The sequence below is a fragment of the Pantoea sp. NGS-ED-1003 genome (assembly GCF_000738765.1).
Lineage (GTDB): Bacteria > Pseudomonadota > Gammaproteobacteria > Enterobacterales > Enterobacteriaceae > Pantoea > Pantoea septica.
Window position 1 is genome coordinate 708,507 of the sequence record NZ_JPQA01000001.1, and the last position, 24,443, is coordinate 732,949.

At 59.9% G+C, this 24,443-nt stretch carries 22 protein-coding genes and 1 tRNA gene; 13 read left to right on the top strand and 10 right to left on the bottom strand.

Translation table 11 applies throughout. The annotated features are described in order from the left end of the window. Positions 1 to 31 precede the first annotated feature (31 nt). From mnmA to JS46_RS03275, 6 genes are all read left to right on the top strand, one after another. Complete coding sequence (gene mnmA, locus JS46_RS03250; RefSeq protein WP_033747873.1) at positions 32 to 1,144, top strand: tRNA 2-thiouridine(34) synthase MnmA; 1,113 nt, start codon at positions 32 to 34, stop codon at positions 1,142 to 1,144. A gap of 33 nt (positions 1,145 to 1,177) precedes the next feature. Then, positions 1,178 to 1,819, top strand: a complete 642-nt coding sequence (gene hflD / locus JS46_RS03255; RefSeq protein WP_033747876.1) for a high frequency lysogenization protein HflD — start codon at positions 1,178 to 1,180, stop codon at positions 1,817 to 1,819. A 42-nt stretch (positions 1,820 to 1,861) separates the two neighbouring features. Further along, positions 1,862 to 3,232: an adenylosuccinate lyase gene (gene purB, locus JS46_RS03260; RefSeq protein WP_033747878.1), complete on the top strand. Its 1,371-nt coding sequence runs from the start codon at positions 1,862 to 1,864 to the stop codon at positions 3,230 to 3,232. Between the two features lie 103 nt (positions 3,233 to 3,335). Further along, entirely contained in the window at positions 3,336 to 4,004 is a 669-nt protein-coding gene (phoP, locus tag JS46_RS03265; protein ID WP_033747880.1) for a two-component system response regulator PhoP, read from the top strand. Continuing rightward, positions 4,004 to 5,464, top strand: a complete 1,461-nt coding sequence (gene phoQ / locus JS46_RS03270; RefSeq protein WP_033747883.1) for a two-component system sensor histidine kinase PhoQ — start codon at positions 4,004 to 4,006, stop codon at positions 5,462 to 5,464. Before phoP ends, phoQ begins: the two co-directional genes overlap by 1 nt. A 57-nt stretch (positions 5,465 to 5,521) precedes the next feature. Beyond that, a complete protein-coding gene (locus JS46_RS03275) occupies positions 5,522 to 6,649 on the top strand; it encodes a cupin domain-containing protein (protein ID WP_033747886.1) in 1,128 nt (375 codons plus the stop codon). Between the two features lie 99 nt (positions 6,650 to 6,748). On the opposite strand, the gene pepT is transcribed toward JS46_RS03275, so the two are convergent. Next, positions 6,749 to 7,978 (bottom strand): peptidase T, encoded by a 1,230-nt coding sequence (gene pepT, locus JS46_RS03280; protein ID WP_033747889.1) that lies wholly within the window; start codon positions 7,976 to 7,978, stop codon positions 6,749 to 6,751. A 293-nt stretch (positions 7,979 to 8,271) separates the two neighbouring features. On the opposite strand from pepT, the gene potA reads away from it, so the two are divergent. The 4 genes from potA to potD are packed head-to-tail and all read left to right on the top strand — an operon-like array spanning position 8,272 to position 12,055. After that, positions 8,272 to 9,387 (top strand): spermidine/putrescine ABC transporter ATP-binding protein PotA, encoded by a 1,116-nt coding sequence (potA, locus tag JS46_RS03285; RefSeq protein WP_033747891.1) that lies wholly within the window; start codon positions 8,272 to 8,274, stop codon positions 9,385 to 9,387. Further along, complete coding sequence (gene potB / locus JS46_RS03290) at positions 9,371 to 10,231, top strand: spermidine/putrescine ABC transporter permease PotB (protein ID WP_033747893.1); 861 nt, start codon at positions 9,371 to 9,373, stop codon at positions 10,229 to 10,231. The genes potA and potB overlap by 17 nt, the downstream gene beginning before the upstream one ends. Then, positions 10,228 to 11,001, top strand: a complete 774-nt coding sequence (potC, locus tag JS46_RS03295) for a spermidine/putrescine ABC transporter permease PotC (protein ID WP_033747895.1) — start codon at positions 10,228 to 10,230, stop codon at positions 10,999 to 11,001. Before potB ends, potC begins: the two co-directional genes overlap by 4 nt. 10 nt (positions 11,002 to 11,011) lie before the next feature. Further along, positions 11,012 to 12,055: a spermidine/putrescine ABC transporter substrate-binding protein PotD gene (gene potD, locus JS46_RS03300; RefSeq protein ID WP_033747899.1), complete on the top strand. Its 1,044-nt coding sequence runs from the start codon at positions 11,012 to 11,014 to the stop codon at positions 12,053 to 12,055. A gap of 196 nt (positions 12,056 to 12,251) precedes the next feature. On the opposite strand, the gene cobB is transcribed toward potD, so the two are convergent. From cobB to lolC, 4 genes are all read right to left on the bottom strand, one after another. After that, complete coding sequence (gene cobB / locus JS46_RS03305) at positions 12,252 to 13,085, bottom strand: Sir2 family NAD+-dependent deacetylase (protein ID WP_033747901.1); 834 nt, start codon at positions 13,083 to 13,085, stop codon at positions 12,252 to 12,254. Positions 13,086 to 13,176: 91 nt separating this feature from the next. Further along, on the bottom strand, positions 13,177 to 14,421 hold the full coding sequence (gene lolE / locus JS46_RS03310) for a lipoprotein-releasing ABC transporter permease subunit LolE (RefSeq protein ID WP_033747904.1): 1,245 nt from the start codon (positions 14,419 to 14,421) through the stop codon (positions 13,177 to 13,179). Then, positions 14,421 to 15,125 (bottom strand): lipoprotein-releasing ABC transporter ATP-binding protein LolD, encoded by a 705-nt coding sequence (gene lolD / locus JS46_RS03315; protein WP_033747905.1) that lies wholly within the window; start codon positions 15,123 to 15,125, stop codon positions 14,421 to 14,423. The genes lolE and lolD overlap by 1 nt, the downstream gene beginning before the upstream one ends. Continuing rightward, positions 15,118 to 16,317, bottom strand: a complete 1,200-nt coding sequence (lolC, locus tag JS46_RS03320) for a lipoprotein-releasing ABC transporter permease subunit LolC (RefSeq protein ID WP_033747908.1) — start codon at positions 16,315 to 16,317, stop codon at positions 15,118 to 15,120. The genes lolD and lolC overlap by 8 nt, the downstream gene beginning before the upstream one ends. Before the next feature lie 222 nt (positions 16,318 to 16,539). Here lolC and JS46_RS03325 point away from each other — a divergent pair, with 222 nt between their 5' ends. Together JS46_RS03325 and mfd are read left to right on the top strand one after the other, a co-directional pair. Further along, positions 16,540 to 16,749, top strand: coding sequence for a hypothetical protein (locus JS46_RS03325; protein ID WP_033747909.1), 210 nt, complete (start codon positions 16,540 to 16,542; stop codon positions 16,747 to 16,749). Between the two features lie 102 nt (positions 16,750 to 16,851). Beyond that, the gene (gene mfd / locus JS46_RS03330; RefSeq protein ID WP_033747911.1) at positions 16,852 to 20,295 is read left to right on the top strand and encodes a transcription-repair coupling factor; all 3,444 of its coding nucleotides are present in this window, start codon (positions 16,852 to 16,854) and stop codon (positions 20,293 to 20,295) included. A 42-nt stretch (positions 20,296 to 20,337) separates the two neighbouring features. Here mfd and phoA read toward each other — a convergent pair whose 3' ends face one another. After that, positions 20,338 to 21,762, bottom strand: coding sequence for an alkaline phosphatase (gene phoA, locus JS46_RS03335; protein WP_033747913.1), 1,425 nt, complete (start codon positions 21,760 to 21,762; stop codon positions 20,338 to 20,340). 244 nt (positions 21,763 to 22,006) lie between these two features. Here phoA and JS46_RS03340 point away from each other — a divergent pair. After that, positions 22,007 to 22,094, top strand: a tRNA-Ser gene (locus JS46_RS03340). Between the two features lie 292 nt (positions 22,095 to 22,386). Here JS46_RS03340 and JS46_RS03345 read toward each other — a convergent pair. The 4 genes from JS46_RS03345 to JS46_RS03360 form a co-directional block, all read right to left on the bottom strand. Then, positions 22,387 to 22,839, bottom strand: coding sequence for a tail fiber assembly protein (locus JS46_RS03345; protein WP_033747915.1), 453 nt, complete (start codon positions 22,837 to 22,839; stop codon positions 22,387 to 22,389). 1 nt (position 22,840) lies between these two features. Continuing rightward, complete coding sequence (locus tag JS46_RS23050; RefSeq protein WP_051905551.1) at positions 22,841 to 23,467, bottom strand: hypothetical protein; 627 nt, start codon at positions 23,465 to 23,467, stop codon at positions 22,841 to 22,843. Positions 23,468 to 23,469: 2 nt separating this feature from the next. Further along, positions 23,470 to 24,051 (bottom strand): YmfQ family protein, encoded by a 582-nt coding sequence (locus tag JS46_RS03355; RefSeq protein WP_033747917.1) that lies wholly within the window; start codon positions 24,049 to 24,051, stop codon positions 23,470 to 23,472. Continuing rightward, positions 24,042 to 24,443 (bottom strand): baseplate J/gp47 family protein (locus tag JS46_RS03360; RefSeq protein WP_033746468.1); only part of this gene is annotated, 402 nt, incomplete at its 5' end. The genes JS46_RS03355 and JS46_RS03360, both read right to left, overlap by 10 nt.

Below are 24,443 nucleotides of genomic sequence, written 5' to 3' on the forward strand. Positions count from 1 at the left end.
CCTGTTTTTTTATCGTAATCAAGAGTGCGTCATGTCTGACAACAGCCAGAAAAAAGTGATCGTCGGTATGTCCGGCGGCGTCGATTCTTCCGTTTCCGCCTGGCTCCTGCAGCAGCAGGGCTATCAGGTAGAAGGCCTGTTCATGAAGAACTGGGAGGAAGACGACGGCGAGGAGTATTGCACTGCCGCGGACGATCTGGCGGACGCGCAGGCGGTGTGCGACAAACTCGGCATCAAGCTGCATAAAATCAACTTTGCTGCAGAGTACTGGGACAACGTCTTCGAGCACTTCCTTGAAGAGTACAAAGCGGGCCGCACGCCCAATCCCGATATTCTCTGCAACAAAGAGATCAAATTCAAAGCCTTCCTGGAGTTCGCGGCGGACGATCTCGGCGCGGACTACATCGCCACCGGCCACTACGTGCGCCGCGCGGACGTCGACGGCAAAAGCCAGCTGCTGCGCGGCCTCGACGGCAACAAGGATCAGAGCTACTTCCTTTACACGCTGAGCCACCAGCAGATCGCCCAGAGCCTGTTCCCGGTCGGCGAGCTGGAGAAGCCGGAGGTGCGCCGCATCGCCGAGCAGCTCGATCTCGTCACCGCGAAGAAAAAAGACTCCACCGGCATCTGCTTTATCGGCGAACGCAAGTTCCGCGACTTCCTCGGCCGCTATCTGCCGGCGCAGCCGGGCGCGATTGAAACCGTGGACGGCCAGGTAATCGGCGAGCATCAGGGCCTGATGTATCACACGCTGGGCCAGCGCAAAGGGCTGGGCATCGGCGGGCTGAAAGAGAGCAACGACGATCCCTGGTACGTGGTGGATAAAGACGTAGCGCGCAACCGCCTGATCGTGGCGCAGGGCGCCGATCATCCGCGCCTGATGTCGGTGGGCCTGATCGCCCAGCAGCTGCACTGGGTCGATCGCCAGCCACCCGCTGCCCCGCTGCGCTGCACGGTGAAAACCCGCTATCGCCAGACGGATATTCCCTGCGACATCGTACCGCGCGGCGACGATCGCATCGAAGTGCGCTTCGACGCGCCGGTCGCGGCGGTGACCCCTGGCCAGTCCGCCGTGTTCTATCTCGGCGACGTGTGCCTTGGCGGCGGCATTATCGAAGAGCGCCTGCCGCTGAGCGCAGGCTAAGTCGGCCTGGCTGACGCGTAGACAGGAGTAACCGTGGCTAAAAATTATTACGATATTACGCTGGCGCTGGCGGGCATCTGCCAGTCGGCGCATCTGGTTCAGCAGCTGGCGCATCAGGGCCAGTGCCAGCCGGACGCGCTTAACGTCTCGCTGCGCAGCGTGATTGATCTCAACCCCGGCTCGACGCTGGCGGTGTTCGGCAATGACGAGGCTAACCTGCGCCTCGGGCTGGAAACGCTGATGGCGGTGCTCAACAGCAGCAGCCGTCAGGGCATGGGCGCGGAGCTGACGCGCTATACGCTGAGCATGATGGTGCTGGAGCGTAAGCTGAGCGGCAACAAAAGCGCGCTCGACACCCTGGCGCAGCGCATCGGCCAGCTCGATCGCCAGCTGGCGCACTATGAGCTCGGCTCGGAAACCATCACCAGCGCCATGGCGGCGATCTATGTCGACGTCGTCAGCCCGCTCGGCCCGCGCATTCAGGTTACCGGCTCGCCGGCTGTGCTGCAGAATCCGCTGCTGCAGAGCAAAGTGCGCGCTACGCTGCTGGCGGGCATTCGCGCTGCCGTGCTGTGGCAGCAGGTCGGCGGCGGCCGCTTTCAGCTGATGTTGTCGCGCCAGCGTTTGCTGCGCGAAGCGAAAACCATTTTATCCCGGCTCTCTCCGGCTTATTAAGCCGGCGAAGTCCATACTGTTAACGATTCAGGAGTTGCACTGATGGAATTATCCTCTCTGACCGCCGTCTCACCCGTCGATGGTCGTTACGGCGATAAAGTCAGCCCGCTGCGCGCTATTTTCAGCGAATACGGTTTGCTGAAGTTCCGCGTCGAGGTTGAAGTACGCTGGTTACAAAAACTGGCGTCCACCGCAGAGATCAAGGAAGTTCCTGCATTTGACGCTGACGCAAACGCTTTCCTCGATGCAATCGTCGCTAATTTCAGCGAAGAGGATGCGGCGCGCATCAAAACCATTGAGCGCACCACCAACCACGACGTAAAAGCGGTCGAATATTTTCTCAAAGAGAAAGTCGAAAGCGTGCCGGCGCTGCACGCGGTGTCGGAATTCATCCACTTCGCCTGCACATCCGAAGATATCAACAACCTGTCGCACGCGCTGATGCTGGAAAGCGCGCGCCGCGACGTGATCCTGCCCTACTGGCAGCAGATCATCGACGCGGTTAAGCGCCTGGCGCATGAATACCGCGATATTCCCCTGCTGTCGCGCACCCACGGCCAGCCGGCCACGCCCTCTACCATGGGCAAAGAGATGGCGAACGTCGCCTACCGCATGGAGCGTCAGCAGCGCCAGCTGAGCAAAATCGAGATTCTGGGCAAGATCAACGGCGCGGTGGGCAACTACAACGCCCATATCGCCGCCTATCCGGAAGTGGACTGGCACCAGCTGAGCGAGCAGTTTGTCTCCTCGCTGGGCATTACCTGGAACCCCTACACCACCCAGATCGAGCCGCACGACTATATCGCCGAGCTGTTTGACTGCATGGCGCGCTTCAACACCATCCTGATCGACTTCGATCGCGATATCTGGGGCTACGTCGCGCTCAACCACTTCAAACAAAAAACCATCGCGGGCGAAATCGGCTCCTCCACCATGCCGCACAAGGTCAACCCGATCGATTTCGAAAACTCCGAAGGCAATCTGGGCCTGGCGAACGCGGTGATGCAGCATCTGGCGAGCAAGCTGCCGGTTTCGCGCTGGCAGCGCGACCTCACCGACTCAACGGTACTGCGCAACCTCGGCGTCGGCGTCGGCTACGCGCTGATCGCCTATCAGGCGACGCTGAAAGGCATTTCCAAGCTGGAAGTGAACCGCGAGCGTCTGCTGGACGAGCTGGATCATAACTGGGAAGTGCTGGCGGAGCCGATCCAGACCGTGATGCGCCGCTACGGCATCGAGAAGCCGTACGAGAAGCTGAAAGAGCTGACGCGCGGCAAACGCGTCGACGCGGCGGGCATGCAGACCTTTATCGACAGCCTCGCGCTGCCGGAAGAGGAAAAAGCGCGCCTGAAGCAGATGACGCCGGCTAACTATCTCGGCCGCGCCGTGCAGATGGTCGACGATCTGAAATAAGCGCAGACGCAGGCGGGCCGGACCCGCCTGCGTTAAGCTGTTGTTTAGATGTTTTTGCGTATACTTTATCTTTACTTAAATGCTCTGAGAGTAAGGAAAAGCCATGCGTGTTTTGGTTGTGGAAGATAATGCTCTGCTGCGCCATCATCTTGCCGTTCAACTGCGCGAGATGGGCCATCAGGTAGACGCCGCAGAGGACGCAAAGGAAGCCGACTATTTTTTACAGGAGCATCTGCCCGATATCGCGCTGGTCGATCTGGGCCTGCCGGATGAAGACGGCATGTCGCTGATCCGCCGCTGGCGCGGCCAGTCGGTGCGGCAGCCGATTCTGGTGCTCACCGCGCGCGAAGGCTGGCAGGCCAAAGTCGAAGCGCTGGAAGCGGGCGCCGACGACTACGTCACCAAACCTTTTCATATTGAAGAAGTGGCCGCGCGCCTGCAGGCGCTGATGCGCCGCAACAGCGGGCACGCCTCGCAAATCATCGACATGGCGCCGTTTCAGGTCGATCTCTCGCGTCGCGAGCTGACTATCCACGACCAGCCGGTCAAGCTGACCGCCTTTGAGTACACCATCGTCGAAACGCTGATCCGCAACGCGGGCAAAGTGGTGAGCAAAGACTCCCTGATGCTGCAGCTCTATCCCGACGCCGAACTGCGCGAAAGCCATACTATCGACGTGCTGATGGGCCGACTGCGTAAAAAAATTCAGGCGCTGCATGCGGATGAAGTGATCACCACCGTACGCGGTCAGGGATACCGCTTCGATCTCTGATGGGCTGGTTTCAACGCTACCGTCCGCTGTCGCTACGCGCCCGCTTTTTGCTGGCCTGTTCCGCTATCGTGCTGTTTCTCTCACTTTCTTACGGCATGGTGGCGGTGATCGGCTACGTGGTCAGCTTCGATAAGAATACCTATCGCGTGATGCGCGGCGAAAGCAATCTCTTCTTTACGCTGGCGCAGTGGCAAAATAACCGCCTGACCATCGCGCAACCAGAGCGCATGACGCTTAACTTCCCGACGCTGGTATTCATCTACGACGAACAGGGTAAGCTGCTGTGGCAGCAGCGCGACGTGCCGGAGATCCGCGCCAAAATTCAGCATGAGTGGCTACTGAAGCCCGACTTCTACGAAATCGACACCAGCAATCGCACCAGCGCCATGGCGATTGGCAACGATCTGTCGGCGCAGAAGCGGCTGCATGCCATCGATAACGACAGTAACGACACCTTTACCCACTCCGTCGCGGTCAACCGCTATGACGCCACCACCAACCTGCCTGCGCTGACCATCGTGGTGGTGGATTCGATACCGCAGGAGCTGCAGCATTCGGACGTGGTGTGGTCCTGGTTCAGCTACGTGCTGGCCGCCAACCTGATTCTGGTGATCCCGCTGCTGTGGCTGGCGGCGCACTGGAGCCTGCGCCCGATCGGCCATCTCGCCACGCAGATACGCGAACTGGAAACCAGCCAGCGTGAGAATCTCGACGATGCCCCGCCGCAGGAGTTGCGCAGTCTGGTGCGCAATCTTAACCTGCTGCTGAGCAACGAACGTCAGCGCTATACGCGCTACCGCACCACCCTTTCCGATCTGACGCACAGCCTGAAAACGCCGCTGGCGGTGCTGCAAAGCACGCTGCGCTCGCTGCGCAACGGCAAGGATCTCACCATTGAGCAGGCCGAGCCGGTGATGCTGGAGCAGATCAGCCGTATTTCGCAGCAGATCGGCTACTACCTGCACCGCGCCAGCATGCAGGCGGACCACAATCCGCTGCTGCGCGACCTGCATCCGGTGTCGGCGCTGCTCGACAGCCTCTGTTCGGCGCTGAATAAAGTTTATCAGCACAAAGGCGTGGAGATTACGCTGGACGTTTCGCCGGAGGTGACCTTTATCGGCGATAAAAACGACTTTATGGAGGTGCTGGGCAACGTGCTGGACAACGCCTGCAAATATTGCCTGGAGTTTATCGAGGTGAGCGCGCGGCAGACCGATCAGGCGCTGCATCTGTTTATCGACGACGACGGCCCCGGCATTCCCGAAAGCAAGCGCGATCTCGTCTTTGTGCGCGGCCAGCGCGCCGATACGCTGCGACCCGGTCAGGGGTTGGGCCTGGCGGTAGCGCTCGATATTCTGGAGCAGTATGAGGGCCAGATTATCGCCACATCCAGCCCGCTGGGCGGCGCGCGTATGGAAGTGATCTTCCGCCGGCAGGAAGTCGAACATCGCCGCGAGTAGAAAGGCGCGCGGGCTGTTATACTTGGCAGCATTTACAGCCCTGCATGGAACCCCTCTATGGACTATCAGCTCGATCTTAACTGGCCCGACTTTATTCAGCGCTACTGGCAAAAACGCCCGGTGCTGCTGAAGCGCGGTTTTAAAAACTTTGTCGATCCCATTTCTCCTGACGAGCTGGCCGGACTGGCGATGGAAAACGAGGTGGACAGCCGTCTGGTCAGCCATAACGACGGCAAGTGGCAGGTGAGCCACGGTCCCTTCGAGAGCTACGATCATCTGGGCGAAAACAACTGGTCGCTGCTGGTGCAGGCGGTGAACCACTGGCATGAGCCTTCTGCGGCGCTGATGCGCCCGTTCCGCTTTTTGCCTGACTGGCGCATCGACGATCTGATGATTTCGTTCGCCGTGCCGGGCGGCGGCGTCGGTCCGCACTTCGATCAGTACGACGTGTTTATTATTCAGGGCACCGGCCGTCGTCGCTGGCGCGTCGGCGAGAAAGTGCCGATGAAGCAGCACTGCCCGCACCCTGACCTGCTGCAGGTCGAGCCGTTCGACGCCATTATCGATGAAGAGATGGAGCCGGGCGATATTCTCTATATTCCGCCGGGATTCCCGCACGAAGGCTATTCGCTGGAGAACGCCATCAACTACTCTGTCGGCTTCCGCGCGCCGAGCGGCCGCGAGCTGATCAGCGGCTTCGCCGATTACGTGCTGGCGCGCGAGCTGGGCAGCTATCGCTACAGCGATCCTGACGTGCCCGCGCGCGACTGCCCGTCGCAGATCCTGCCGCAGGAGATTGAAGGCATTCGCAAGGTGATGCTCGACGTGATCGACCAGCCGGAGCATTTCGCCAGCTGGTTCGGGGAGTTCATCTCCCAGTCGCGTCATGAGCTGGACGTCGCGCCGCCGGAGCCGCCCTATCAGCCCGATGAGATTTATGATGCGCTGCAGCAGGGCGATACGCTGTCGCGTCTTGGCGGCCTGCGCGTGCTGACCATTGGCGAGGCGGTGTTTGTCAACGGCGAGCGCGTCGAATGTTCGCAGCCGGAGGTGCTGACGGCGCTGGCGCACCGCCATACGCTAAGCCTGGAGGATTTTGGCGAGGCGCTGGACGATCCGTCGCTGCTGGCGCAGCTTGCCGCGCTGGTGAACGCCGGATACTGGTACTTTGGTGACGCTGAGTAATAGAAAACAAAACGCTCCCTGTCGGGAGCGTTAAAGTATGCAACAAGGGGCTAACGCAGGTTATTGCGCTGCCTGTAAGTTCTGGATGCAGTACGCGCTTTACCCCTTTTTCTCCGCCGCCAGCTCCGCCAGCCGTACAATCACATCCACCGACTGCGCCATAATATTGAGCGAGGCGAACTCGTGCTTGCCGTGGTAGTTATAGCCGCCGGTAAAGATATTCGGGCACGGCAGTCCTTTCCACGACAGCGCGGAACCGTCAGTGCCGCCGCGAATCGGCTTCACCTTCGGCTCGATGCCGCAGTCGCGCATCGCCTGCAGCGCCAGCTCGATAATATGCGGATGCGGTTCCACCTTCTCGCGCATATTGCGATAGCTGTTGCTGATCTCCACCGTGACGGAGCAGTCTTTATGCAGCCCGGCGTTAATGCGCTCGGCAATCGCCGTCAGCACCTGCTTGCGCTGTTCAAACGCGTCTGTATCGAAATCGCGAATAATGTACTGCAGCTCGGCGTGCTCAACGGTGCCCTTGATCTGATGCAGATGGTAAAAGCCCTCGTAGCCGTCGGTAAACTGCGGACGCTCTTTCGCCGGCACGTCGGCATGAAACGCCGTCGCCACGTCGAGCGCGTTCACCATCACCCCTTTCGCCGAGCCGGGGTGCACGTTATTGCCGACGATCTTCACCACTGCTGAGGCCGCGTTGAAGTTCTCATATTCGAACTCGCCGAGATCGCTGCCGTCGATGGTGTAGGCCCAGTCGGCGGCGAAACCTTCGACGTCGAAGTGCGAGGTGCCGCGCCCAATCTCTTCATCCGGGGTAAAGGCGACGCGAATGGCGCCGTGCGGAATATCGCTTTTGGCGAGGCGCGCCATCGCCGTCATGATCTCGGCGATGCCCGCCTTATCGTCGGCGCCGAGCAGCGTCTTGCCGTCGGTGGTGATCAGGGTATGGCCAATCAGCTTATGCAGGATCGGGAACATCACCGGCGACAGCACCTCTTCGCCCGTGCCGAGCGCGATATCGCCGCCGCGGTAGTTCTCAATAATCTGCGGGTTCACATTCTTCGCGGTAAAATCGGGCGACGTATCCATATGCGAGATAAACCCGATCACCGGCGTCGGCCAGTCGACGTTGGCGGGCAGCGTGCCCATCACGCAGCAGTGATCGCTGAGCGAGACGTCAATAAAACCGAGCGCAATCAGCTCTTCCTGCAGCTTGCGCGCCAGCGTCCACTGCCCTTCGCTGCTGGGCACCTGACGCGCCTGCGGTTTTGCCTGCGTCTCTACCGCCACGTAACTTAAAAAACGTTCAAGTAACTGATCCATATGCCATCCTTCAAAAGAAGCCGACCATCATTATCAACAGTCGCGTCCGACGCATGTTGCGTCACATCATTATCTGACAGGTTAACCCGCGCGGCGCGTTTGCAGAAGGAACTTTTAACATAGTTGTTAACATCTGTGGTCAGGATAGCGGATCGCAGCCCGATCGCCTCTTTTCACCGCCAAAACATGGCATTGCCACATTTTTCAGGTATCATCGCGCCCTCTCGCTGGCTGGCCGACGCAAACGGCTATGCTGTAACCTGTTCGACCCTATTACCGACTGAGTGACTAAAATGACGCAAACACGCGCGCAGCAGGCGCTGGTTACGCTTTCTGGCATCAGTAAAGCTTTCGACGGCAAGTCGATTATCAGCGACTTCAACCTGACCATCGACCATGGCGAATTCATCACCCTGCTCGGTCCGTCGGGCTGCGGCAAAACCACCATTCTGCGGCTGATCGCCGGGCTGGAAGAGGTCGACAGCGGCCGCGTGATGCTGGATGACAGCGATATCACCGATACGCCCGCCGAACATCGCCACGTCAACACCGTCTTTCAGAGCTACGCGCTCTTCCCGCACATGTCGGTGTTTGAAAACGTCGCCTTCGGCCTGCGCATGCAGAAAACCCCGAATCCGGAGATCGCCGCGCGCGTCAGCGAGGCGCTGGCGATGGTGCAGCTGGAGAGCTTCGCCGATCGCCGCCCGCATCAGCTTTCCGGCGGTCAGCAGCAGCGCGTCGCCATCGCGCGCGCGGTGGTGAACCGCCCCAAAGTGCTACTGCTCGACGAATCGCTTTCGGCGCTCGACTACAAGCTGCGCAAGCAGATGCAGAACGAGCTGAAGGCGCTGCAGCGCAAGCTCGGCATCACCTTTGTGTTCGTGACCCACGACCAGGAAGAGGCGCTCACCATGTCCGACCGCATCGTGGTAATGCGCGACGGCAAGATTGAGCAGGACGGCACGCCGCGCGAAATTTACGAAGAGCCGAAGAACCTGTTCGTGGCGCGCTTTATCGGCGAGATCAACGTATTTGACGCCGACGTCCTCGACGCCAGCGCCGCGCCGCGCGTGCGCGCCCGCGTAGAGGGCCGCGAATGCGACATTCACTGCCCCTTCCCGGTCAGCGTCGGCGATCGCCTGCATGTGCTGCTGCGTCCGGAAGATCTGCGCGTCGACGAGGTGCACAGCGACCAGGCGGTGGAAGGCCTGATCGGCTACGTGCGCGAGCGCAACTACAAAGGTATGACGCTGGAATCGACCGTCGAGCTGGAAAACGGCAAGCTGGTGACGGTCAGCGAATTCTTTAACGAGGACGATCCCGACTTCGATCACTCCCTTAATCAAAAGATGGCGGTGAACTGGGTTCCCAGCTGGGAGGTGGTGCTGCCCTATGAAGCTGATGCGTAACCGTTTCCAGAAAGGCGTCACGGCGCTGATCGTCGGCTGGCTGGCGCTGTTCGTGCTGCTACCGAACCTGATGATCTTCGTCACCAGCTTTCTGACGCGCGACGATGCGCACTTCGTTCGCATGGCGTTTACCCTCAGCAACTATACGCGGCTGCTCGATCCGCTCTATGGCGAAGTGCTGCTGCATTCGCTCAATATGGCGGTTATCGCCACGCTCTGCTGCCTGCTGCTGGGCTATCCCTTCGCCTGGTGCCTGACGAAGCTGCCGGCGCGCCTGCGCCCGCTAATGCTGTTTCTGCTGATCGTGCCCTTCTGGACCAATTCCCTGATCCGCATCTACGGGCTGAAAATCTTTCTCAGCACGCGCGGCTGGCTGAACGACTTTCTGCTGTGGCTTGGCGTTATCGAGACGCCGTTTCGCATTATGTATACGCCGCAGGCGGTGGTCCTCGGCCTGATCTACATTCTGCTGCCCTTTATGGTGCTGCCGCTCTACTCCAGCCTGGAAAAGCTGGATCGCGCCTGCCTGGAAGCGGCGCGCGACCTCGGCGCCAGCAAAACGCAGACCTTTTTCCGCATTATTCTGCCGCTGACCATGCCGGGCATCGTCGCAGGCTGTTTGCTGGTGCTGATCCCGGCGATGGGGCTGTTCTACGTGGCGGACCTGATGGGCGGCGCGAAGAACCTGCTGATCGGCAACGTCATCAAGAGCCAGTTCCTCAACATCCGCGACTGGCCGTTCGGCGCGGCGACCAGCATCGTGATGACGCTGCTGATGGGGCTGATGCTGCTGTTTTACTGGCGCGCCGCGCGCCTGCTGAATAAAAAGGTGGAGCTGGAATGATCGCGCGCCTGCTACGCGGCGGCTTTATGGCCGCGATTTACGCCTGGTTTTATATCCCTATCGCCATTCTGATCGTTAACTCGTTCAACGCCTCGCGCTTCGGCATCAACTGGCAGGGCTTCAGCACCCAGTGGTACAGTCTGCTGGTGAATAACGACAGCCTGATTCAGGCGGCGCAGCATTCGCTGATGATGGGGGTGCTCTCTGCCAGCTGCGCGACGCTGATCGGCTCGCTCACCGCCGTGGCGCTCTACCGCTACCGCTTTCGCGGCAAGCCCTTCGTCAGCGGCATGCTGTTCGTGGTGATGATGTCGCCCGATATCGTGATGGCGATCTCCCTGCTGGCGCTGTTTATGCTGCTCGGCATTTCGCTCGGCTTCTGGTCGCTGCTCTTTTCGCACATCACCTTCTGCCTGCCCTTTGTGGTGATTACCGTCTACTCGCGGCTGAAGGGCTTCGACGTGCGCATGCTGGAAGCGGCGAAGGATCTGGGCGCCAGCGAAACCACGATTTTACGTAAAATTATTCTGCCGCTGGCGATGCCGGCGGTGGCGGCGGGCTGGCTGCTGAGCTTTACCCTGTCGATGGACGACGTGGTGGTCTCCTCGTTCGTTACCGGGCCGACCTTTGAGATCCTGCCGCTGAAGATCTATTCGATGGTAAAAGTCGGCGTCTCGCCGGAGGTGAACGCGCTGGCGACCATTTTGCTGCTGCTGTCGCTGCTGTTGGTCGGCATCAGCCAGCTGTTGCTCCGTGATAAAACCAAATAGAGGATTGAAGATGAAGAGATGGTCTCACTGGCTGGCGGCTGGGGCGCTGGCGCTGGGCATGCAGGGCGCGCAGGCTGACGACGGCAACACGCTCTACTTCTATAACTGGACCGAATATGTGCCGCCGGGGCTGCTGGAGCAGTTCACCAAAGAGACCGGCATCAAGGTGATTTACTCGACCTACGAGTCCAACGAGAGCATGTACGCCAAGCTGAAGACCTGGAAAGACGGCGCCTACGATCTGGTGGTGCCCTCGACCTACTTTGTGGCGAAGATGCGTAACGAAGGCATGCTGCAGAAGATCGACAAGGCGCAGCTGAGCAACTTCCACAATCTCGATCCGAATCTGCTGAATAAGCCGTTCGATCCCAATAACGACTATTCGATCCCCTATATCTGGGGCGCGACGGCGATCGGCGTCAATACCGACGCGGTGGACGCAAAGTCGGTGCAGAGCTGGGCCGATCTGTGGAAGCCAGAGTATAAGCAGAGCCTGCTGCTGACCGACGACGCGCGCGAGGTGTTCCAGATGGCGCTGCGCAAGCTGGGTCTCTCCGGCAATACGCGCGATCCCAAAGAGATTAACGCCGCCTATGAAGAGTTGAAGAAGCTGATGCCGAACGTGCTCGCCTTTAACTCCGATAACCCCGGCAACCCTTATATGGAAGGGGAAGTGAATCTCGGCATGATCTGGAACGGTTCCGCCTATGTAGCGCGTCAGGCGGGCACGCCGCTGGAGGTGGTCTGGCCGAAAGAAGGCGGCATTTTCTGGATGGATAATCTGGCGATCCCGGCCAACGCGAAAAATAAGGCGGGCGCGCTCAAGCTGATCAACTTCCTGCTACGTCCCGACGTGGCGGCGAAGGTGGCGGAAACCATCGGCTACCCGACGCCGAACCTGGCCGCGAAGGCGCTGCTGCCCAAAGCGGTGGCGAGCGATCCGTCGCTCTATCCTTCCGCCGAGGTGATTAAGAATGGCGAATGGCAGAACGACGTCGGCGACGCCAGCGTGCAGTATGAGACGCTGTTCCAGAAGCTAAAGGCGGGTCGATAATAAAAAGGCAGGGCGCAGGGATTGTCGCCTGACAGCCACGCCAGAGCTTAACAGCGGGTGACTGAGACCGAAGAGCAAAGCGTCCCGCGACAAGGATGTCGCGGGCCGAGCCGGCAGGGATGCCGCTTTTGCGTCTTTGCGATCGGGCCCAGTCACCCGCTGTGAGCACCTGTCCCACAGCAGCTTTTCACTGCACTTACTTATACAAACTGCGCAAAAACCCATCCACAAACTGCGGCACTTCCTGGCTCGCCAGCCCGTAGTGGCGCTCGGCGAACTCATTGCCCACCTGGCTCGGCTCCAGATTCAGCTCCACCGTATGCGCGCCCTGCAGTTTGGCTTCATGCACGAAGCCCGCCGCCGGATAGACATGCCCTGAGGTGCCGATAGCGATAAAAAGATCCGCCTGCTCCAGCGCATGGTAAATCTCCTCCATACCGATCGGCATCTCGCCAAACCACACCACATGCGGGCGCAGCGGCGCAGGAAACTGGCAGCAGGTGCAGCGATCGTCGGTGGTGAGATCGCCGCTCCATGCAATCACCTGTCCGCTGCCGGTGCAGCGCACTTTCAGCAGCTCGCCGTGCATATGCAGCACGCGACTGTTGCCCGCGCGCTCATGCAGGTTGTCGATATTCTGCGTCACCAGCAAAAAGTTATCGCCCAGCACCTGCTCCAGCTCGGCCAGCGCCTTGTGCGCGGCGTTGGGCTGGATCTCGCTGGACTGCAGCGCGCGGCGGCGCGCGTTATAAAAACGCTGCACCAGCTCGGGATCGCGACGATAGCCCTCCGGCGTCGCCACATCCTCTACGCGATGCTCTTCCCACAGGCCGTCGGCGGCGCGAAACGTCTGGATGCCCGACTCGGCCGAAATGCCCGCGCCGGTCAACACCACCACGAACGGCTGCGGATGGGACGCCAGCTCCGCCTGGCGATCGCGCTCGAAAATACGCTGGCGAAAACGCTGGTGCACCTTGCGGCGGGTCTTCTTATAGCGGGCGAGGCGCAAGCGTCGACGCGGTGTGCGCATAAAAACTCCTTATGGGCGACGTCGGGTCGCCGCCAGAACTCTCAAGTGTAGCGGCCGCGTATGACAGCGCGATGCCGCCGTTTTCGCCGGGTTACTGCCCGCTCAGCACGCGCGCCGGATCGATGCGGCTGGCGCGCCGCGCCGGATACCAGCTCGCCAGCAGACTCAGCACAATGGCCGTCAGCAGCACGGAGCCGACGTCAAGCCAGTGCAGCTCCGAGGGCAGAAAATCGATAAAGTAGATATCGCCCGCGAGCAAATGATGGCCGGTCAGCGATTCCAGCCCGCGCACCAGGGGGGTGAGATTAAGCGCCACCAGCACGCCGATGATCACGCCGCTGACGCTGCCGAGCAGCCCGGCCAGCAGGCCGTACCAGATAAAGATGGCGCGGATCAGCCCATCTTTCGCGCCCAGCGTGCGCAGCACTGCAATGTCGCTGCTCTTATCCTTCACCGCCATCACCAGCGTCGAAACGATATTAAAACAGGCTACGCCAATCACCAGCACCATCGCCAGATACATAATGGCGCGGATCATCTGAATATCGCGGTACATATAGCCGAAGGTGCCAATCCAGCTGCGAATATAGACGTAGCCGTGGGTCGCCTCGCCCGCGTCGCGCACCAGCTTCACCGCCTGAAAGGGATCCTGCATCTTCAGGGCGATACCCGTGACACTGTCACCCATATCGAGGTAGTTTTGCGCGTCCGCCAGCGGCACCAGCGCCAGACTGTGGTCCAGCATACCGCTCAGCTGCAGAATGCCGCTCACCTGCAGGCGAATGCGTTTCGGCTGCAGCAGCTTCGTGCCGCCGTCATTGTTGGGGATCAGGATCGTAATCCAGCTGCCCTGCTTGACGTTCAGCGTGCGGGCGATGCCGCCGCCTAAAATAATCTGCTGCTTGCCGGCGGCGAAGGTTTTCCAGCCGTCGCCTTCAACAAACTGCGGCAGCGCGCTAAGGCGCGGCTCCTGCGCCGGATCGACCCCTTTCACCTGCAGCGCCTGCAGCTTTGCGCCGCTCTCGATCAGCCCGGTGAAGTTCACGTAGGGCGCGGCGGCGGCGATGCCGGGCACCTGCTCTACCGGCGCAATCAACGACTGCCAGTTGCGGAACGGCTGATTCACCGCTTCGATCTCGCCGTGCGGCACTACCGCCAGAATACGGTTGTTCAGCTCGCGCTCGAAGCCGTTCATGGCGCTCAGGCCGATGATCAGCACCGCCACGCCCAGCGCGATGCCGAGGGTGGAAATAATCGAAATCAGCGACACCATGCCGCCGCCGCGGCGGCCACGGCTGAAGCGCAGCCCTAACAACAGGGATAACGACAAACCCATCAGAGCGCTCCTGCTAAGGTCACCTGCTCGCTTAACTGACCGTCGCGCATCTCCATCTGACGCGACAGGCGCTTCGCCAGATGCAGATCGTGCGTCACCACCAGAAAGGCGGTGCCCTGACGGACATTCAACTCGCCCAGCAGCTCAAAAATCGCGTCGGCGTTGCGCGCGTCGAGGTTGCCGGTCGGCTCATCCGCCATCACCAGGCGCGGGCGGTTCACCAGCGCGCGGGCGATAGAGACGCGCTGGCGCTCGCCGCCCGACAGCTCTGACGGACGATGATGCGCACGCTTCTCCAGCCCCACCGCCGCCAGCATTTCGCGGGCGCGCTGCTGCGCCTCCGCCTTGCCGACTTTGCCGATCAGCAGCGGCATCGCCACGTTTTCCAGCGCGTTGAAGTCGGGCAGCAGATGATGGAACTGGTAGATAAAGCCCAGCTCGCGGTTGCGCAGCGACGCTTTGGCGGAAGAGGACATGGCGTTCAGCGACTGGCCGTCAAACACCACGTCGCCGGAGGTCGGCGCGTCCAGGCCGCCCAGCAGATGCAGCAGCGTACTTTTGCCGGAGCCGGAGCTGCCGACAATCGCCACCAGCTCGCCGGGCTGCAGGCTAAAGGTGACGTTGCGCAGCACGTCAGTCTGCACGCTGCCTTCCTGATAGCGTTTGCACAGCTCGCGGCACTGCAACAAAGGGGTGTTACTCATAACGTAAAGCCTCAGCGGGTTGAACGGCGGCGGCGCGCCAGGAGGGATAGAGCGTCGACAGCAGCGCGACGGCCATCGCCGTGACGGCGATGGTCACCACCTGCCAGAAATTGATGTCGACCGGCAGCGCCGCGCCATCTAAAAACAGGCCGATAACCGGCATCAGATTATTGAGCTGGCTGGCCAGCAGTACGCCCAGCAGCGTGCCGAGCAGCGCGCCGATAATCCCGGCGCTGGCGCCCTGCACCATAAAGACCGCGACAATCTGCCGGCGCGTTAGTCCCTGGGTTTGCAGGATCGCCACCTCGCCCTGCTTCTCCATGATCAGCAGGCCGAGCGAGGTAATGATATTAAAGGCGGCGACGGCGACGATCAGGCTCAGCAGCAGTCCCATCATGTTTTTCTCCATGCGCACCGCCTGGAACAGGTCGCCTTTGCGCTCGCGCCAGTCTTTCCACACCAGTCCAGCGGGCAGCGCCTGCTGGCTCAGCGCATCCACTGCCAGCGGTTTATCCAGCCACAGACGCCAGCCGGTGACGTTGCCCGCCGGATAGCGCATCAGGCGCGAGGCGTCCTGCTGGTTGACCAGAATCTGATAGCCGTCCACCTCGCTGTTGGCGGCGTAAGTGCCCGCCACGGTGAAGAGGCGCTGGCTCGGCACGCGGCCCATCGGGGTAAACTGGCTGACCGACGGCACCATCAGGCGCAGCTCGTCGCCACGCTTGACGCCGAGCTGCGTCGCCAGCTGTTCGCCGAGAATGACGTTGTACTGGCCCGACTGCAGCACGCTTTGCGGCGTATTGACCAGATACGGCGTGAGCGGATCTTTTTCGTCGGGCTGAATGCCGAGCATCACGCCGACCGACACGTTATGCGCGCTCTGCAATACCACGTCGGCGGTGGTGAGCGGCGCCATGCGGCTGACGCCCGCTAGCTTAAGGCTCGCCGCGGGTTGCTGCTGCGGGTTGATGCTGCCCTTCTCGCTGGTGACCAGCGCCTGCGGCATCAGGCCGAGAATATTGCCCTCTAGCTCGCGTTCGAAGCCGTTCATCACCGACAGCACGGTGACCAGGGCCAGCACGCCGAGCGTGATGCCGATAGTGGAGAGCCAGGAAACGAAGCGACCAAAGCGATCCGATGCTCGCCCGCGCATATAGCGCAGGCCGATAAATAGCGCGACAGGTTGATACATGTATTCCGTCTTGGCAGTTGCCTGAAAGTAGACCAGTGATGATAAAGGAGGCGTTCGGTTTATGAAACCTCTAACCCTCTGAGTACGCGGCAAAGTGTGGCCGATTTTTGCCAAAAAGAAATCTCGGCGCTCCCGTCTGTACGTTTAATCGCCTGCCGTCCGGGTAGGCTACACTATAAGGTGGAGTCAGCAACGTGCTCCTGAGGCGCTGGAGGAAACACCATGTTCAAATATCCCAAAGGCAGCATTGTGAAACACAAATCGGGAGAGATAAAAGGCGAGATTGTTAACGTTTTTGAACAGGGAGACGCGCCCACCGGCTACTACGTCAAGTGGGACGACGGCAACCACAGCTACCATCTGGAAATGGAGTTGAGCTGGGCGAACGTCGATCGTCCGCGCATGCACTACACCCAACCATCCGCTAAATAACTCGGCCACCGCGCAAAGGAAAAACCGTCGCAGCAGGTGATCGCCAGGGCGTAATGTGGAATCATGACGCCCTGGAAAAAATGGAGAGAACCACAAGATCCCATGTCCGAACAGACCCGCTATGCCCTGCCCGTAAAATCCGGCGATCGTCGCCAGCTCGGTCAGCTGATCGGCGCCGCGCACGCGGTGGAGTGCGCCAGCATTACCGAGCGCCACGCCGGCCCGGTGCTGATGATTACCCCCGATATGCAAACCGCGCTGCGCCTGCTGGATGAAATCCGCCAGTTCACCGATCTGCCCGTCAGCCATCTCGCCGACTGGGAAACGCTGCCCTACGACAGCTTCTCGCCGCATCAGGACATCATTTCGGCGCGTCTGTCGACGCTGTATCAGCTGCCGACTATGACGCGCGGCATGCTGATTATGCCGGTGAACACCCTGATGCAGCGCGTCTGTCCGCATCCTTTTTTGCACGGCCACGCGCTGGTGATGAAGCAGGGACAGAAGCTGTCGCGCGATCGCCTGCGCGATCAGCTGGAACAGGCGGGCTATCGTCACGTCGACCAGGTGATGGAGCATGGCGAATACGCCACGCGCGGCGCGCTGCTCGATCTCTTTCCAATGGGCAGCGATCAGCCCTACCGCATCGACTTTTTCGACGACGAGATCGACAGTCTGCGGCTGTTTGACGTCGACAGCCAGCGTACGCTGGAAGCGGTACCGGCGATTAATCTGCTGCCAGCCCATGAGTTCCCTACCGACAAAGCGGCGATCGAGCTGTTCCGCACCCGCTGGCGCGAGTTGTTCGACGTGCGCCGCGAACCGGAGCATATCTATCAGCAGGTGAGCAAAGGCACCCTGCCCGCTGGCATCGAATACTGGCAGCCGCTCTTCTTCGAACAGGCGCTGCCGACGCTGTTCAGCTATCTGCCCGACAATACGCTGGTGGTGAACTGCGGCGATCTTAACGGCAGCGCGGAGCGCTTCTGGCAGGACGTAGAGGCGCGCTATGAAAATCGCCGCGTCGACCCGATGCGCCCGCTGCTGACGCCGACCACGCTCTGGCTGCGGCCGGATGAGTTGCTGGGCGAGCTTAACCGCTGGCCGCGCATGCAGATGACCAACGAGACGCTGCCGGAGAAAGCGGGCAACACCAATCTCGGCTACCAGCCGCTGCCCGATATCGCCGTGCAGGCGCAGGCCAAAGCGCCGCTCGATCCGCTGCGCCAGTTTCTCGACGACTTCAGCGGCCAGGTTACCTTCTCGGTTGAGAGCGAAGGCCGCCGCGAAAGCCTGCAGGAGCTGCTGGCGCGCATCAAGCTGCGTCCGCAGACGGTGCGGCGCTTCGATGAGGCGAACAGCGAGCGCTATACCCTGATGATCGGCGCCAGCGAGCGCGGCTTTGTCGATACGCAGCGCGACCGCGCCCTGATCTGCGAAAGCGATCTGCTGGGCGAACGCGTTAGCCGACGCCGCCAGGATACGCGCCGCACCATCAACCCCGATATTCTGATCCGCAACCTGGCCGAGCTGACGCCCGGTCAGCCGGTGGTGCATCTGGAGCACGGCGTCGGGCGCTATATCGGCCTGACCACGCTGGAAGCGGGCGGCATCATGGCGGAGTATCTGATGCTCTCCTACGCCAACGACGCCAAGCTCTACGTGCCGGTCTCCTCGCTGCATCTCATCAGCCGCTACGCCGGCGGCGCGGATGAAAACGCGCCGCTGCACAAGCTGGGCAGCGACGCCTGGACGCGCGCACGGCAGAAAGCGGCGGAGAAAGTGCGCGACGTCGCCGCCGAGCTGCTGGATATTTACGCTCAGCGCGCGGCCAAAGCGGGCTACGCCTTCAAGCACGATCGCGAGCAGTATCAGCTCTTCTGCGAAAGCTTCCCGTTTGAAACCACGCCGGATCAGGCGCAGGCGATCAACGCGGTGCTGAGCGATATGTGCCAGCCGCTGGCGATGGATCGTCTGGTGTGCGGCGATGTCGGCTTCGGCAAAACTGAAGTGGCGATGCGCGCCGCTTTTCTTGCGGTAGAGAACCATAAACAGGTGGCGGTGCTGGTGCCGACCACGCTGCTGGCGCAGCAGCACTACGACAACTTCCGCGACCGCTTCGCCAACTGGCCGGTGCGCATCGAGATGCTGTCGCGCTTCCGCAGCGCCAAAGAGCAGACGCAGGTGCTACAGGCGGCGAGCGAGGGCAAGATCGATATCCTGATCGGCACCCACAAGCTGCTGATGAGCGATCTTAAATGGCACGACTTAGGGCTGCTGATTGTCGATGAAGAGCACCGCTTCGGCGTGCGCCACAAAGAGCGTATCAAGGCGATGCGCGCCGACGTCGATATCCTGACGCTCACCGCGACGCCGATCCCGCGCACCCTGAACATGGCGATGAGCGGCATGCGCGACCTGTCGATTATCGCCACGCCGCCGGCGCGCCGCCTGGCGGTGAAGACGTTCGTGCGCGAGTACGACGCGCTGGTGGTGCGCGAGGCGATCCTGCGCGAAGTGCTGCGTGGCGGTCAGGTTTACTACCTCTACAACGACGTCGAGAATATCGAAAAGGCGGCGCAGCGACTGACGGAGCTGGTGCCAGAGGCGCGTATCGCCATCGGCCACGGCCAGATGCGCGAGCGCGACCTTGAGCGGGTGATGAACGACTTCCATCACCAGCGTTTCAACGTGCTGGTCTGCACCACCATTATTGAGACCGGCATCGATATCCCGACCGCCAACACCATTATCATCGAGCGCGCCGACCACTTCGGCCTGGCGCAGCTGCATCAGCTACGCGGCCGCGTCGGGCGTTCGCACCATCAGGCTTACGCCTGGCTGCTGACGCCGCACCCCAAAGCGATGACCAGCGACGCGCAGAAGCGCCTGGAGGCAATCGCCTCACTGGAGGATCTGGGCGCGGGCTTTGCGCTGGCGACGCACGACCTGGAGATCCGCGGCGCGGGCGAGTTGCTCGGCGAGGAGCAGAGCGGCCAGATGGAGACGCTGGGCTTCTCGCTCTATATGGAGCTGCTGGAGAACGCGGTAGATGCGCTGAAGGCGGGACGCGAGCCGTCGCTGGAGGATCTCACCAGCAATCAGACCGAAATCGAGCTGCGCATGCCTGCCCTGCTGCCAGAGGAGTTTATTCCCGACGTCAATACCCGCCTGTCGCTCTACAAGCGCATCGCCAGCGCCGACAGCGAAGAGGAGCTGCAGGAGCTGAAAGTGGAGATGATCGACCGCTTCGGCGTGCTGCCGGACGCGGCGCGCAATCTGCTGGATATCGCCACGCTGCGGCTGGTGGCGCGCAGTCTCGGCATTCGCAAGATCGAGGTGAGCGACAAAGGCGGCTTCTTCGACTTTGCGCCGCAGAACAGCGTTGACCCTGGCTGGCTGATTAGCCTGCTGCAGAAAGATCCGCAGCAGTGGAAACTCGATGGCCCGACCCGACTGCGCTTTACGCGCGATCTGGCCGAGCGCAAGCTGCGTATGGAGTGGGTGCAGAACTTTATGGCGCAGCTGCGCGAAAACCGCATTTAGCGATGCGACAACGTCTCCCGCAAGCGGGAGACGTTACTTCCCTTACTTCAGCGCCATCGCATCGCGCAGCGTAAAGAAGAGATCGGTCTGATCGGTCAGCCCCACCACGTTAGCCGCCCAGGGACCATAGGCTGCGACGCGCAGCTGCGTGCCGGTGTGGCCTTGCGAATCGGTATCGGAGTTGCCGTAGCTGATGGTCATTACCGCGCCGTCTTTGGTGTTTAGCGCCTGCGTCAGGCCGGGCGCCTTCGTCCCGTTGGCGATAATCTGGCTGCTGTGCGCATGATCCGCCGTGACCACCACCAGCGTATTGCCCTCTTCGCGCGCAAACGCGAGCGCCTGCTGCACCGCTTCGTCGAGATCCACGGTTTCGCCGATCTGGCCGCACGGGTTCGCCGCGTGATCCTCTTTATCGATCGACGCGCCTTCAACCTGCAGGAAGAAGCCGTTCGGATTGGTTTTCAGCAGATCGATCGCTTTGGCGGTCATCTGCGACAGCGTCGGAGTCGCGACCGGGCGCTCTTTATTCACCTCGCAGGTCACTGCCGCCTGCTCGATGTTGCCATAGTGGCTCGCCTTCGGCCCTTTCCAGCGCACCGGCATATTGCCGTCGGCAAACAGGCCGAGCAGCGGTTTGTCCTTGTCGGCCGCGGTAACGGCGTTGAGTCCCTGCCAGTCGCTCACCAGCTGGTATCCCAGCGCCTGCGCCTGTTCGCGCAGGGTTTTGCCCTGATAGTCGCCCGCTTTCGCCACCTCGTTAAAGGATTTCGCGCCGCCGCCCAGTACCACGTCGGCGCGGGTTTTCAGTATCTGCTCGCTGATCGAGCCTTTGCCGCCCTGCTCCAACGCGTTGCTGGCGCACAGCTCGCTGGTTTTCTCCGGGCCGTAGCATTTGCGGCTGGTGACGTGCGCCATCAGCGCGGCGGGCGTAGCGTCCTGCAGCTCTGCGGTGGAGACGTTGCCGGTCGCTTTGCCTGCCGATTTGGCGATCTCCAGCAGGGTTTGCTGATCCTTGCCGTTGACGTCGACGCCGATGGCGCCGTTATAGCTTTTGGTGCCGGTGGCCCACGCGGTGGCGGATGCGGCGGAATCGGTCACGTAATCCGGCTTATGGGTTTTCTTGTCCAGCGAGTAATGGGTGTACTGGCCGGTAAGCGGCAGCGCATCAATGCCTTTAAAGAAGCCGCCTGCGCCCTCCGCCAGGTTGCGCGCCGCGGTGATCTCCGAGTCGCCCATGCCGTCGCCAATCAGCAGAATGACGTTTTTCGCCGTGGTGTTGCGCAGCGACGCTTTCAGCGCCTCGGTCTGATCGCCAGTCAGGCGACGCGCTCCGCCATGCTGGGTAATGTCGCCGGTGGCAGCACGCGAGTAGCCTGTATCTGCGGGCGTGCTGGCGGTTTCAGCGTGTACGGATAAACTCACCAGCGAGGCGAGCAGCGAACAGGTAAAGAGGCGCATCGGTTTCATCCTGTATTCCTTTATAAGAAAAATTTACCAGAAGTTTCAGGGGTTAAGTCTGTGATGCTTTGGTGACATTTTTGTGGCTGCGGGATTTCTTTTTGATGACAATCTGGCCGGAACGCGCAGGGATAAATCGATTCGAACAGAGCTTAAGCGGATAGAAAAAAAGAGAAAAATAGTGCTTGACCCTTTTGGGCCGACTCCCTATAGTAGCGCCCCGTTGACCCAGCAAGGTCAGCGGAAAAAATGTGGTGAGGTGTCCGAGTGGCTGAAGGAGCACGCCTGGAAAGTGTGTATACGGCAACGTATCGGGGGTTCGAATCCCCCTCTCACCGCCATAATTAGTAGGACGTTGAGCGGACAAAGCCGCGTGTAGACTGAATCCAAAGACTACATAGAGACAACGGAACTACAAAAGCAGTACAAAAAAGTGCACGTGAAATGCACGCGCATCTCAGATGCAAAGAAAAAGCCTTTGGTTAACGCCAGAGGCTTTTCTGTTTGTGTCTAATTGCAACTCGATATTCCAAGGTGCTGCAATCCCATCGCAACACCCTTCTCCTTTATATGTGCTTTTTACTGACGGTCAGATCGGCGCGGTATACCTCTGCCCCGTCGCCGGGGCTTTTTTTAAGCTGAGGGACTGTCTGGCCAGCTGATATTTGGTGCGGTTGATGTGTCCACCCTGTTCAGTAGCACCCGGTATTTCTTCCACTGAGCTAACTGAGTTTTCTCATCATCGGTGGCAATTTCGAGATCAACAGCGTCCTGCAGAGGAGCTATCTTGTTCCCTGCTACGTTCATCTCGTAGTCCTTTTTTGCCTGAGCATTGCTTACCAGCTGCTCCTGACTAAGCGGAGGCGTATCAACCCAGGCTGGATATCCTTTTTTATCCGATCCAACCATTTTCCCTTCAGGAGGTTGTTCGTTGAATTCAGCATAAACTTCATCGCTGACTTCTACGTAATCATCAGGCCATGTCCCGGCATTAACGAAATCTTGCTTCGTGGAGACGATATAAAAAGAATTAGCAACCGGCGGATCATAGTTCTTGTTTAATGCTGAAAAAATGTAATTGCTCATTTTAATAACCTATAGCAAAGAAAGAAACTGCCCCAGCCAGCGCTGCGATATTACCGCCGCTTGTGAGGGCGCGCATTTGCGCAGAGCCGTAAGACAGGCTGGAATACTCCATCGAGGCGTTAACAGTGGAGGTTTGAGTCAGGTTCCCATTTGGTGCGCGCTCTGTAGCCCATGCAAAAAGGAGCGCATTGGGGAATGGCTGATCAAATGCCTGGTAAAAATATCCGTTGGCGTCGGCTGCGCCATTAACGACTTTCAGGATGAATCCATTCGGCATCTGGAGTGTCATTTTCCGGTTGCCGATACCAGTACCAGAGCGGTTGAATATAAAGGCGCTCATATCCGGAATTTGGTTAGCAGCTGTACCTACATTTCTTTTTGATGCAGTCCCAAGAGACAGGCCTGTTATCATTGCCTGAATTGCTTTCAACAACTGAGCATTATCGTCTTTTTTTAAAGCAATGCCTGCTGATTCAATTACAGCACTGAGCTCTTCCTGTAAGGAATCAAAAAAAGGAGCATCGAGAGCAGTAGGAAGCTCACCCGTTTGTGGGTTGCCGCCGGTAAAGCCATTTTTCCCTGCTCCGAATTTATCTTTCTGCGCAGTGGGCGTATCAATACGATGCATGTTTACTCCGGATATCTGAAAATAACGTAAGTGTGCGATGGGGCCAGCTTTTCAAGAACGCACTCAGCGATGGTGTCACCCCATGCACGCAGACTGTCTGTGCAGTCACTGATGGCGGTCATCGATGTTATCTGGGTTGAGGCAGGCATGTTTACCTGCCAGTAATAGCGCCAGTCATCGCTGTAGAGTGAATCTGTGCAACTGGACTGGCAGGTGAACTGGCTTTTGTTGTATCGGGTGATCGTGACTCCCGTATACCCCAGCGCCTCAAGCTGCCCGAGATAAAAAGCTTCATTGATCCCGCCAGGGAGATTAAGTTTTGCATCCAGCCGCTGACGGCGTTGCTGGAGTGTTTGCACACCAGCCGGGGCGCAGCTGTCAGGAAGCCGGCTTATCGATTCGTAGCGGTCAATCAGCTCAGTTACTGAACGAGGATCGATCTCCTTCATTAACGCATCACCGCGCTCATGCAAGGCTGAAAGTGAGGGGGCCATGCCTGTCAGAAGAGGATCATCAGCATCCCACGCAGGACCGCGCGGGAGCAGTGCGCCTAGCATCTGGCGGTACTGTGCGGTTAAGTCCATGAGATGGTCCCCACTACGCCAATCTCACCTCTGGCAATCGCAATATCGGATGTCGGGCTGACAAGCGTATGGCTGTATTCACCCGTCGCGATGCTGATTGCCTCGCTTATGCGAGACGGCTTAAGGACGCCTTCAGGGATACCGTCTCTAAGCATCATTGACCTCAGTTCCGCCTCTACGGCGTAGCGAACTTCCTGAGTATCAGGGTTTAAACGAACCTGAAAATTAACGATGCGAGGAGTCGGAGCGAATACGTAAATATCAGCGCCCGCTACCGGCGCTCGCGGTTCAATGTATGCCTGCACTGATGCGACGGTTGCTACATCAGGGATCGGGTTAACCAGGTCACTGTTTGCAATCATCACCCCAACAGTTCCCCGCCCGCTCCAGTG

Excerpts from the sequence above, each read along its gene's own strand:
- mnmA (WP_033747873.1), top strand. The coding sequence starts at position 32 with ATGTCTGACAACAGCCAGAAAAAAGTGATCGTCGGTATGTCCGGCGGC.
- purB (WP_033747878.1), top strand. The coding sequence starts at position 1,862 with ATGGAATTATCCTCTCTGACCGCCGTCTCACCCGTCGATGGTCGTTAC.
- phoP (WP_033747880.1), top strand. The coding sequence starts at position 3,336 with ATGCGTGTTTTGGTTGTGGAAGATAATGCTCTGCTGCGCCATCATCTT.
- phoQ (WP_033747883.1), top strand. The coding sequence starts at position 4,004 with ATGGGCTGGTTTCAACGCTACCGTCCGCTGTCGCTACGCGCCCGCTTT.
- JS46_RS03275 (WP_033747886.1), top strand. The coding sequence starts at position 5,522 with ATGGACTATCAGCTCGATCTTAACTGGCCCGACTTTATTCAGCGCTAC.
- pepT (WP_033747889.1), bottom strand. The coding sequence starts at position 7,978 with ATGGATCAGTTACTTGAACGTTTTTTAAGTTACGTGGCGGTAGAGACG.
- potA (WP_033747891.1), top strand. The coding sequence starts at position 8,272 with ATGACGCAAACACGCGCGCAGCAGGCGCTGGTTACGCTTTCTGGCATC.
- potB (WP_033747893.1), top strand. The coding sequence starts at position 9,371 with ATGAAGCTGATGCGTAACCGTTTCCAGAAAGGCGTCACGGCGCTGATC.
- potC (WP_033747895.1), top strand. The coding sequence starts at position 10,228 with ATGATCGCGCGCCTGCTACGCGGCGGCTTTATGGCCGCGATTTACGCC.
- potD (WP_033747899.1), top strand. The coding sequence starts at position 11,012 with ATGAAGAGATGGTCTCACTGGCTGGCGGCTGGGGCGCTGGCGCTGGGC.
- cobB (WP_033747901.1), bottom strand. The coding sequence starts at position 13,085 with ATGCGCACACCGCGTCGACGCTTGCGCCTCGCCCGCTATAAGAAGACC.
- lolE (WP_033747904.1), bottom strand. The coding sequence starts at position 14,421 with ATGGGTTTGTCGTTATCCCTGTTGTTAGGGCTGCGCTTCAGCCGTGGC.
- lolD (WP_033747905.1), bottom strand. The coding sequence starts at position 15,125 with ATGAGTAACACCCCTTTGTTGCAGTGCCGCGAGCTGTGCAAACGCTAT.
- lolC (WP_033747908.1), bottom strand. The coding sequence starts at position 16,317 with ATGTATCAACCTGTCGCGCTATTTATCGGCCTGCGCTATATGCGCGGG.
- JS46_RS03325 (WP_033747909.1), top strand. The coding sequence starts at position 16,540 with ATGTTCAAATATCCCAAAGGCAGCATTGTGAAACACAAATCGGGAGAG.
- mfd (WP_033747911.1), top strand. The coding sequence starts at position 16,852 with ATGTCCGAACAGACCCGCTATGCCCTGCCCGTAAAATCCGGCGATCGT.
- phoA (WP_033747913.1), bottom strand. The coding sequence starts at position 21,762 with ATGAAACCGATGCGCCTCTTTACCTGTTCGCTGCTCGCCTCGCTGGTG.
- JS46_RS03345 (WP_033747915.1), bottom strand. The coding sequence starts at position 22,839 with ATGAGCAATTACATTTTTTCAGCATTAAACAAGAACTATGATCCGCCG.
- JS46_RS23050 (WP_051905551.1), bottom strand. The coding sequence starts at position 23,467 with ATGCATCGTATTGATACGCCCACTGCGCAGAAAGATAAATTCGGAGCA.
- JS46_RS03355 (WP_033747917.1), bottom strand. The coding sequence starts at position 24,051 with ATGGACTTAACCGCACAGTACCGCCAGATGCTAGGCGCACTGCTCCCG.